10 protein-coding genes are annotated in these 9,027 nt (G+C 72.0%); 1 reads left to right on the top strand and 9 read right to left on the bottom strand.

Annotated elements, in window-relative coordinates; translation table 11 throughout:
- Nucleotides 1-77 precede the first annotated feature (77 nt).
- The 9 genes from ABZV40_RS42120 to ABZV40_RS42160 are packed head-to-tail and all read right to left on the bottom strand — an operon-like array spanning nt 78 to nt 7,583.
- A complete protein-coding gene (locus ABZV40_RS42120) occupies nt 78-749 on the bottom strand; it encodes an SDR family oxidoreductase (RefSeq protein WP_355455141.1) in 672 nt (223 codons plus the stop codon).
- Nucleotides 749-2,026: a D-glycero-beta-D-manno-heptose 1-phosphate adenylyltransferase gene (gene rfaE2, locus ABZV40_RS42125; RefSeq protein WP_355455143.1), complete on the bottom strand. Its 1,278-nt coding sequence runs from the start codon at nt 2,024-2,026 to the stop codon at nt 749-751. The genes ABZV40_RS42120 and rfaE2 overlap by 1 nt, the downstream gene beginning before the upstream one ends.
- Nucleotides 2,023-2,598, bottom strand: coding sequence for an SIS domain-containing protein (locus ABZV40_RS42130; protein ID WP_355455145.1), 576 nt, complete (start codon nt 2,596-2,598; stop codon nt 2,023-2,025). Before ABZV40_RS42130 ends, rfaE2 begins: the two co-directional genes overlap by 4 nt.
- The gene (locus ABZV40_RS42135) at nt 2,595-3,794 is read right to left on the bottom strand and encodes a glycosyltransferase (RefSeq protein WP_355455147.1); all 1,200 of its coding nucleotides are present in this window, start codon (nt 3,792-3,794) and stop codon (nt 2,595-2,597) included. Before ABZV40_RS42135 ends, ABZV40_RS42130 begins: the two co-directional genes overlap by 4 nt.
- Nucleotides 3,791-4,663 carry a glycosyltransferase gene (locus ABZV40_RS42140; RefSeq protein WP_355455149.1) on the bottom strand — a complete coding sequence of 291 codons (873 nt, stop codon included), beginning with the start codon at nt 4,661-4,663 and terminating at the stop codon, nt 3,791-3,793. The genes ABZV40_RS42135 and ABZV40_RS42140 overlap by 4 nt, the downstream gene beginning before the upstream one ends.
- Nucleotides 4,660-5,634, bottom strand: coding sequence for a glycosyltransferase family 9 protein (locus ABZV40_RS42145; protein ID WP_355455151.1), 975 nt, complete (start codon nt 5,632-5,634; stop codon nt 4,660-4,662). The genes ABZV40_RS42140 and ABZV40_RS42145 overlap by 4 nt, the downstream gene beginning before the upstream one ends.
- Complete coding sequence (locus ABZV40_RS42150) at nt 5,631-6,146, bottom strand: HAD family hydrolase (RefSeq protein WP_355455153.1); 516 nt, start codon at nt 6,144-6,146, stop codon at nt 5,631-5,633. Before ABZV40_RS42150 ends, ABZV40_RS42145 begins: the two co-directional genes overlap by 4 nt.
- A 52-nt stretch (nt 6,147-6,198) precedes the next feature.
- The gene (locus ABZV40_RS42155; RefSeq protein ID WP_355455155.1) at nt 6,199-7,191 is read right to left on the bottom strand and encodes an NAD-dependent epimerase/dehydratase family protein; all 993 of its coding nucleotides are present in this window, start codon (nt 7,189-7,191) and stop codon (nt 6,199-6,201) included.
- Nucleotides 7,188-7,583 carry a ChaB family protein gene (locus ABZV40_RS42160; RefSeq protein ID WP_355455157.1) on the bottom strand — a complete coding sequence of 132 codons (396 nt, stop codon included), beginning with the start codon at nt 7,581-7,583 and terminating at the stop codon, nt 7,188-7,190. The genes ABZV40_RS42155 and ABZV40_RS42160 overlap by 4 nt, the downstream gene beginning before the upstream one ends.
- Before the next feature lie 46 nt (nt 7,584-7,629).
- Between ABZV40_RS42160 and ABZV40_RS42165 the strand changes: the two genes are divergently transcribed.
- The gene (locus ABZV40_RS42165) at nt 7,630-8,979 is read left to right on the top strand and encodes an aldehyde dehydrogenase family protein (RefSeq protein WP_355455159.1); all 1,350 of its coding nucleotides are present in this window, start codon (nt 7,630-7,632) and stop codon (nt 8,977-8,979) included.
- Nucleotides 8,980-9,027 lie beyond the last annotated feature (48 nt).

The raw sequence follows: 9,027 nt of genomic DNA on the forward strand, positions 1-9,027 counted from the left end.
GGCCCCCCCCCCCCCCCCGGCCGCCCACCCCCCCCCCAACCCCCCACAACGGGGCGCGCCCCGCAAAAGGCTTGATACTAGGGCCAGGAGGGTTCTTCGGCGTGGGCGATGACCAGTTCGCGGATCTCGCAGTCCTTCGGCTGACTCAACGCGAACACGATCGCGGCCGCCACCCGGTCCGGCGGGTTGAGCTTCTCGAAATCCGTCGGCCGGTACTGCTCGGTCCGGTCGTCGAAGAAGTTCGTCCGCATCCCGCCGGGCACCACCAGCGTGACCCCGACCCGGCCCGCGGTCTCCGCGGCGAGTGCGCGGGTGAACCCCACGACCCCGAACTTCGAGGCGCAGTAGGCCGTGGCGTCGCTGACCGCCCGCAACCCGAGCGTCGACGCGACTGTCACCACCCGCCCGTTCTCCAGGTACGGCAACGCCGCTCGCACCACCGCCGCCGTGCCGAACAGGTTGACGCGCACGACCTGTTCCCACTCCTCGGCCGGCACGTCGGCCAGCGTGCCGCACCGGTCGATCCCGGCCGCGGTCACGACGCCGCTGAACCCGCCACAACGCTGCGCCAGCGTCCGCACCGCGGCTTCGGCGGCACGTCCGTCCGCCAGGTCGACCAGCTCGAACTCCGCCGTCGAGGGTGCCGACTTGTCCAGCACCAGCGGTGTCCCGCCGGCCTCGCGCACGGCCTGGACGACCGCCGCTCCCAGCCCACCGGCACCTCCGGTCACCAGCACGTTGCCCAGCATCAACCCCTCCTCGCCAAGATCTCGGTCGTCGAACGTCCCCGGTGGTACGGCACGATGACCGTCCGCCCACCCCAACGCCGCAGCACGGCGGCTTCCGGCAGCAGGTCGGCGCTGTAGTCGCCGCCCTTGACCCACACGTCCGGCCGCAACCGGCCCAGCACGTTCTCCGGTGTGTCCTCGCCGAACACGACCACGTCGTCCACGGACTCCAGCGCCTTCAACACCTCTACGCGCTCGTCCTGGCGGTTGATCGGCCGTCCCCCGCCCTTCAACCGGCGCACCGACAGGTCGGAGTTGAGGCACACCACCAGGCAGTCGCCCAACGCCCGTGCGGCGGCCAGCATCCGCACGTGTCCGGTGTGCAGGACGTCGAAACACCCTCCGGTCGCGACGACGATCCCGCCGCGCGCCCGCACTTCGTCCACAGTGGACGGAAGCGGCGCGCGCATGCCGGAAACCCCGCCGTGCGCGAGGAACTCCGCCGCGGCGGCCACGGCATCAGCCACCGCGTCGTCCGGTGCCGCACCACCGGCCAGCCGCACGGCCGCCGTCACGGCGAACCGGTCCCCCGCACCACACGGGTCGGCCACCGGGACCGGCGGTGCGGGCACCGCGATCGGTGTCCCTCCACAGTGGAGCAACGCGCCCTTCCCGCCCAGCGTCACCACCACGGCGCGCGCCCGCCAAGCCGCCAGCAGCGCGCTCGCCGCCTCGTCCGGGTCGGCCACGCCGCTGAACTTCGTCGCCTCCGCCAGGTTCGGTGTCGCGAGCCGCACCCCGGCCACCGGGGCCGGGCCCCGCGGATGCGGATCCCAGACCACCGGCACGCGGGTGAGCACCGACCGCAGCCGTTCGTCGCGCAGCAGCCCGCGGCCGTAGTCGGACGCCAGCACGAAGTCGGCGGACAGCACCACGTCCAGCATGTCGTCGGTGACCTGCGGCGGCCCCGACGTCCCACCGCGGTCGACCCGGGCCAGCGACGTTCCGTCGCACCGCAACCGGGTCTTCGCCGGCACGGAGTCCGTTCGCCCGAACACCGACGGCACCTCGACGAGCGACCGCAGCCGCTCCCCCGTCTCGTCGTCGGACAGCGCGCTGACCAGCGTCACGTCCACGCCGTCGCGCGCGGCCATGGTCGCCGCCAGCGCCGCCCCGCCGGCACGGGCGTGCTCACCGACGACGTCCAGCACCGGCGCCGGGGCGTCCGGGCAGACCCGCGAGACCGTGCCCTCCACGTCGACGTCGAGCAACGCGTCGCCCACCACGACCAGTTTCACGACGCCCTCCGGGAGGCCGAGGGCAGCGCGGCTTCGAAGGCCTCGCACAACGCGTGCACGACCACCAGCTGCGCCTCCTGCACGTGGCACGGGTCACCGGGCAGCGCGAGCGTCTCGTCGGCGAGCGTGGCCAGCGGGTTCGGCACCGGTCCGGTCATCGCCCACACGGTCGCGCCCGCCAGCCGGCCGGCGTGCGCCGCCTCCAGCAGGTTCGGGCTGCTTCCGCTGGTGGACAACAGGATCACGAGATCGCCGGGACGTGCGTGCGCGGTCACCTGGCGGGCGAACACCTGGTCGTAGCCGTAGTCGTTGGCGATCGCGGTGACGCTGGAGGTGTCGGCGCACAGCGCCAGCGCGGAGAACGGCGCGCGGTCGTGCCGGTAGCGGCCGACCAGCTCGGCGGTGAGGTGCTGCGCCTCGGCGGCGGATCCGCCGTTGCCGGCCGCGAGCACCTTGCCGCCGTCGGAGAGGACGCGGGCGAGCAGCACGCCCCAGCGGCTGACGCGCGAAGCCTGCGCGCGTAGACCTGCCAGCGTGTCGGTCAGTCCGTTGAGATGCTTTTCGACCGTCACTGCGCCACCGCCAGACCGCCGCCGATCCGCACCCGCCGGTAGATGAGCTCCGTGCGGGCCGCGACCTCGTCCCACGTGTACCTGGCGTCCACCCGGTCCTGACCTGCGATGCCGTAGGCCATGCCGCGGGACGGGTCCCCGATCACCTTGCGCAACGCGCGGGCCAGACTTCTGGGCTCACGGGGTGGCGTCAGCAGGCCGGTGACGCCGTTCACCACGGTGTCGGTGAGCCCGCCGACCGCGGAGGCCACGACCGGGACGCCGCACGCCATCGCCTCCAACGGCACGATGCCGAACGGTTCGTACCACGGCACGCACGCGACCACGTCCGCGGAGCGCAGCAACGCGGGCATGTCGGTGCGCGGTACCTGTCCGACCAGGTGCACGCGGTCGGACACCCCGTGCGACTCGGCGAAGGCGAGCAACCGTTGCGCCTCGGGGTCCGACTTCAGGTCGGGCGGACCGCCCGCGATCACCAGCTCGGTGTCCGGCACCAGCGGCAGCGCGGCGATCAGGTCGTCGAACCCCTTGCGCCGCACCAGTCTGCCGACCGACACGATCCGGTGCGGCGCCGACCGGCCGGCGACCGGACCGGCGGGGCTGAACAGCTTCGTGTCCACGCCGCAGGGCACCACCGTGATCTTGCGCCGCCTCAGGCCCATGACGATCAGCTCGTCGACCTCGTCGTCGCACGTGGCCGCGATGGCGTCCACCTCGTGCCCGACCAGCCGTTCCATGGTGATCCGCTCGTGCGGGCTCGTGTCCTGCGCACCCTGGTAACGGCGCTTCACCGTGCCAAGGGCGTGATAGGTGTGCACGACCGGGATGTGGTCGCGCCGCACCGCCAGCACCGAGGCCAGACCGGACATCCAGAAGTGGCTGTGCACCACGTCCGGCCGCACGTCCTGCCAGTCCTTCATCAGGAACCGCGAGAAGTCGGTCATGTGCGGCAGGAGCTCGTCCTTCGGCACGTGCTTCGCCGGCCCGGCCGGCACGTGCACGACCGTGTAACCGTCAGGGGTGTCGACGCGTTGCTGCAGTCCGCGGGCATCGCGCCTCGTGTAGACCACGACCTCGTGACCTCGTCGTGTGAGCCCGGCCGCCAGGGCGGCCACGTGCACGTTCTGTCCTCCCGCGTCGGCACCACCCAGAGCCGCGAGCGGACTGGCGTGCTCCGACACCATCGCGATCCTCATCCGATCACCTCCTTCAACAGCACGTCCCAGTTGCGCAGGAACGCATCGAGCCCGTGGTGAGCCAGCGCGAACTCGCGGGCCCGTTGTCCTTTCTCCTTCGCCAGTGCGGGATCCGCGATCAGCTCCCGCGTCGCACCGACCAGCTCCTCCACGTTCGTCGAGATCGCTCCGACGTCCGCGGATACGACGCGCACGGCCTCTGTGGACGCCAGCGCGACCACCGGCATTCCGATGTGCATGGCCTCCAACAGGGACAGCCCCAGCGACGTCCAGCGGGCGGGGTGCACGTAGACGCGACACCGCGCGAGCTCCCTGTGCAACGAGTCCAGGTCATGGTCACCTCTGCCGCCGGGAATCTGCTCGGTCCCCATGCCGAACACGTCGATCGGCGCGAACCTCGGCAGCAGGTCCGCTCCGACGATCCGGCCGCGCCGGACCGGTTCGTTGATCACCGACGCCGCTCGTGCGAGCTCACCGGTGTAGAGCGGCCCCGGATCGACGACACCGTGCTCGATGACGACGGTCCTGGTGGAGCCGCAGTTCCACATCAGGTCGTTGAAGTGCGTGACGTGGACCAGCACCCCGTCCCAGTCGGCGAGCGGGTGCTCCTCCGCCGGCGCGCGCGGTGTGTTGTGCTCCAGGTACACGACCGGGATGCCGGCCGGAACCTGCGAGAGCTCCTCGACCCGTTGCACGACCGCGACGTCGACGCTTTCCGGGTCCACTTCGGACAGATGGACTTCCTCGGCCCGCCACGGCCGTCCGGCGAGCCCGATGCCGTCCGGTGGGCCGGGGACGACGTAGTCGTGGCCGCCCTGAACGAACGCGTGCGTCCAGGAACCGTGCACGTGCCACAGCAGAATCCTCATGCCGTCACCTCGGCGACCGCTGCCACGACGTCGGCCGGGTCGACCAGGTCGAGACACGGGTGACCGCGCACCGGGCACTCGCGCGCCCGGCTGCCGCGGCACGGCGCGTTCTGGTCACCGAGCAGCACGTGTTCGCCGTGCGGTGCCCACCTGGACGCCGGGACGACCGGGGCGAACAGCGACACGACCGGAGTGCCGACCGCGGCCGCGAGATGCGCGGGGCCGGTGTTGCCGACGACGACCGCGTCGGCACCCGCCAGCACCCCGGCCAGCTCGCGGAAGCTGGTGCGCCCGCCCAGATCGGTTCCGCACGCGCCCGCGACGTGTCCGGTCAGGTCGGTCTCGCCCGGCCCTCCGGTCACGACGACGCGGTACCCGGCCGCGGTCAGCGCGACCACGGCTTTCGCCCAGCGGTCGGGCGACCAGGTGCGGGCGGGCGCCGTCGCACCGGGGTGCACCACCACGTACGGTCCCTCCAACGAGGTCTTCGGCGGCTCGACGACCGCGAGCGAGCTGTCCTCCAGCTCGAACCCGGCGGCCCGCGCGACCTGCAGCGCCCGTTCCGCCTCCGGGATGTCGGGGTCGTCGCGCAGCCGCACGTCCAGCAGCGAACCGGGGTAGTCGACCGAGCGCGCCACGATCTTCGGCACGCCCGCCAGCCGGAACACCAGCGCCAGCGGCAACGGGCTCTGGTGGAACGACGTCAGGATCAATGCCACGTCAGCACGAATACCGCGCACCAACGCCGTCACGGCCTCGATGTCGAGTGCACGGACGTCCGGCGCGGGGTGGGCGATCCACGGGCACTCCCACTCGACGATCCGGGTGACACCGGGCAGCAGTTCCGCCGCCTGGACGCCCTGCGGACCGCACAGCAGCACGACCTCACCGGCCGCCGCGGCCGCGCGGATCGCGGGGCCGGCGAGCAGCACGTCGCCGTCGCTGTCGAGTCGGGCCACGAGGGTCCTCACCTGATCATCTCCATCACGGCCAGCAGGTCCGGTGCGGTGCGCGGGGCGCGTTCGACCTCTTCGGGCCTGGTCACGTCGGTGGGCACGAGCACGGGCACCGCACCGGCGGCCTCGGCCGCCGCCACGTCCGCGCCGATGTCGCCCACGACCACCGTGCGGTGCGGGCTGACGCCCAGCGCCGCGCAGGCCGCGAGCACCAGGCCGGGGGCGGGCTTGCGGCACGCGCAGCCGTCCTCGGGCGCGTGCGGGCAGATCTGCCAGGTGCCGAACCGGCCCAGCAGCTCCTCCACCCGTGCGTTCACCGCGGCGACCTGCGTCTCGGTCAGCAGTCCGCGGCCGATGCCGGACTGGTTGGTCACCACGCCGGTGCGCAGGCCGTGTGCGCGCAGGTCGCGCAGCACCTCGCGCGCTCCCGGCATCGGCGTGACGCGGGCGGGATCGCCGTTGTACGGCACGTCCCTGATGAGCGTGCCGTCGCGGTCGAACAGCACCGCGTCGAAAGTCCGGTCCATAGAGGAGATTTAGCCGCGAGAGGCGGCTTGAAACGCTACTGCGCGAAGCGATTCACAGGACGGGGCTCGCCGGGACCTCCCGACCGGCCCCGATTCCGCGCAGAAGGGCCTCAAGTGCCTCCTGCGCGCCGTACTTCGGCTCCCAGCCGAGTTCCGTCTTCGCGCGGGTCGCGTCCAGCAGCGGCGCGGTGAGGGCCAGATCGACCCACCCCGGCGGAGTGGGCTGCAGCCGCGATCGCCAGGTGACGTTCGCCAGTAGACGCAACAGCCACGCCGAAACCGGGACGTGCCTGCCGCCGAGGACCTCCGCGAGAACACGGGGAGTGACGACCGGCTCGGTCACGAGGTTCACCGGACCGTGCGGCCGTTGCCTCAAGATGCGGGTGATGGCGTCCGCGACGTCGTCGGCGTGCACGAACTGCAACACCAGGTCGTTCGGCAGTGGAAGGATCGGGATCCGGTGCCGGAACAGCGCCTTCGGCACCAGAGGGCCGAGGAAGTAGTCCCGGATCTCGGACCCCGCGTCGGACTGCAGGATCAGGCCGGGTCGCGGCCGGGAGATCAGCATGCTCGTCTCGTACTGGTTGAGCAGGTGTTCCACGGCCGCCTTGTGCCGGCTGTAGAACGACGTCTTCACCCCGTCGACCGGCCACTGCTCGTCGACCCGGCGAGCCTTGCCGGACGGCGAGTACGCGCCGACCGACGACATGTGAACGAGGTGTGGCACACCCGCCTTCGCCGCGGCGTCGAACACGCGGGCGGATCCGGCGACGTTCGTCCGGTACAGCTCGCGTTCGTCGTGCGACGGCTGGATGAGCCACGCGAGGTGGACCACGGCGCCGGCGTTCTCGAACGCCGTTCGCAGCGGCTCCTCGGCACCCGGCCGGCCGATGTCGAGCGGTGTCCAGCCGATGCCCTGGTAGGGCGGCGCGTCCGCGGGCGGGCGGCGGGAGATGCCGTGCACCTCGATGTCGGGTTCGTGCGCGAGCCTGCGTAGGAGAGCGGTGCCGACGTTGCCGGTCGCGCCCGTGACGACGACCTTCACGACCGTGCCCGCGCGGTTTCGCGGTTGTTCGCCTTCTGGATGGCCTCGACCAGCTCGTCCTTGGTCATCTGCGAGCGGCCCTCGATCTTCAACCGCTTCGCGATGTCGTAGAGGTGCTGCTTGCTCGCGTTGGCGTCCACCCCACCGGCCGTCTCGCCCTGCGCCGGCGTGCTGCGCTCCGCCTGCTCGTCGGACGGGCCCTTCTCCTGCTTGGGCTCCCAGTGGTCGCCGACCTTCTCGAAGCTGTGCTTGAGCGCCGAGAACGCGGTGCGGTGCGCCCGTTCACCCTCTCCGTACGTCTCGACGGCCGAGTCGTGCGCTTTGATCCACGTCCGCTGCGCCTTCTCCGGCGAGCGGGCCACCGTGCTGGGCAGTTCCTGACGTCCGGGCATGACCCCTCCCGAGGTTTCGACCTGCGCTGACGGGTACCCGCGAGCCATGACCGCCATGCACGCCATCGACGTCCACAGCCCCCGCGACTCCCAGCTGATCGGCTGGCTGCCCACCGCCACTCCCTCCGACGTCACCGCCGCGCTGTCCGCCGCGCGATCCGCCTTCGCGACGTGGGCGGCGGTCCCGGCCGCCGAACGCGGAGCGGCGCTGCGCGAGGCCGCTCAGTCGTTGCGGGCGCGGGCGAACGATCTGGCGACGGTCGTGGAAACCGAGACGGGGCGGCCGTTCGGGTCGGCACGCGAGGGCGTGCTGGCGGGGGTGTCGACGTTGGAGCAGTACGCCGAGCTCGGTCCGGTCCACCGTGGACGGTCGTTGCTCGGTGGCGCGGTCGACTTCATGGTGCCCGAACCGCGTGGCGTCGCCGTGGCGTTGACGCCGTGGAACGACCCGGTGGCCGTCGCGTGCGGTCTGCTGGGCGCGGCCCTGGTGACCGGGAACGTCGTGATCCACAAGCCGAGCGAACGCTGCCCGCACACGGGGTTGCTGCTCGCGACCGTGCTGCGGAGCTGTTTCCCGGACGGGGTGCTGCAGACGTTGGTCGGCGACGGTTCGGTGGGTGCGGCGCTCGTTCGTTCCGACGAGGTGGACGTCGTCGCGCACGTCGGCAGCACCGCCACGGGCCGGGCGATCGCGCAGGCCTCTTCGGCGAAGCTGTTGCTGGAGAACGGCGGCAACGACCCGTTGCTCGTCGACGACGACGTGGACCCGGTGTGGGCGGCTTCGCAGGCGGCTCTGGGCGCGTTCACCAACGCGGGCCAGCTGTGCACGTCGGTCGAACGGATCTACCTGCACAAGGCGATCGCTCCGGCGTTCCTGGAGGCCTTGTGCGCACGGGCGCGGGAGTGGAACGCCGACCAGCAGCCGCTGGTGGACGTCCGGCACCGGTCGTTCGTGCACGACCAGGTGGCCGAGGCGGTCGCGGCGGGAGCGTCGGCACTGGTGGGCGGCACGGTTCCGGAAGGGCGCGGCGCCTACTACCCGGCGACCGTGCTCACCGACTGCACGCCCGCGATGCGGATCATGTGCGAGGAGACGTTCGGCCCGGTCGCGCCGGTGCAGCTGGTGTCGTCGTTCGACGAGGGGCTGGCCGAGGCGTGCTCCGGGGACTACGGCCTGGCGGCCACCGTGCTGACCAGCTCGATGGAGCACGCCCAGCGCGCGTGGCGAGCGCTGCCGGTCGGAACGGTGAAGGTCAACGCGGTGTTCGGAGGCGCGCCCGGTGGTGCGGCGCAGCCGCGCGGGGCGTCCGGCACCGGGTTCGGCTACGGCCCCGAACTGCTCGACGAGATGACCACCACGAAGGTCGTCCACCTCGGCGTGCCCACCGTCCGCTAGTCGTTGTCGATGAACGGCTCATTTGTCCACCTCAGGTGAACAAATGAG

Origin of the sequence: Lentzea sp. NPDC004782 (assembly GCF_040609115.1) — a bacterium.
Taxonomy (GTDB): Bacteria; Actinomycetota; Actinomycetes; order Mycobacteriales; family Pseudonocardiaceae; genus Lentzea.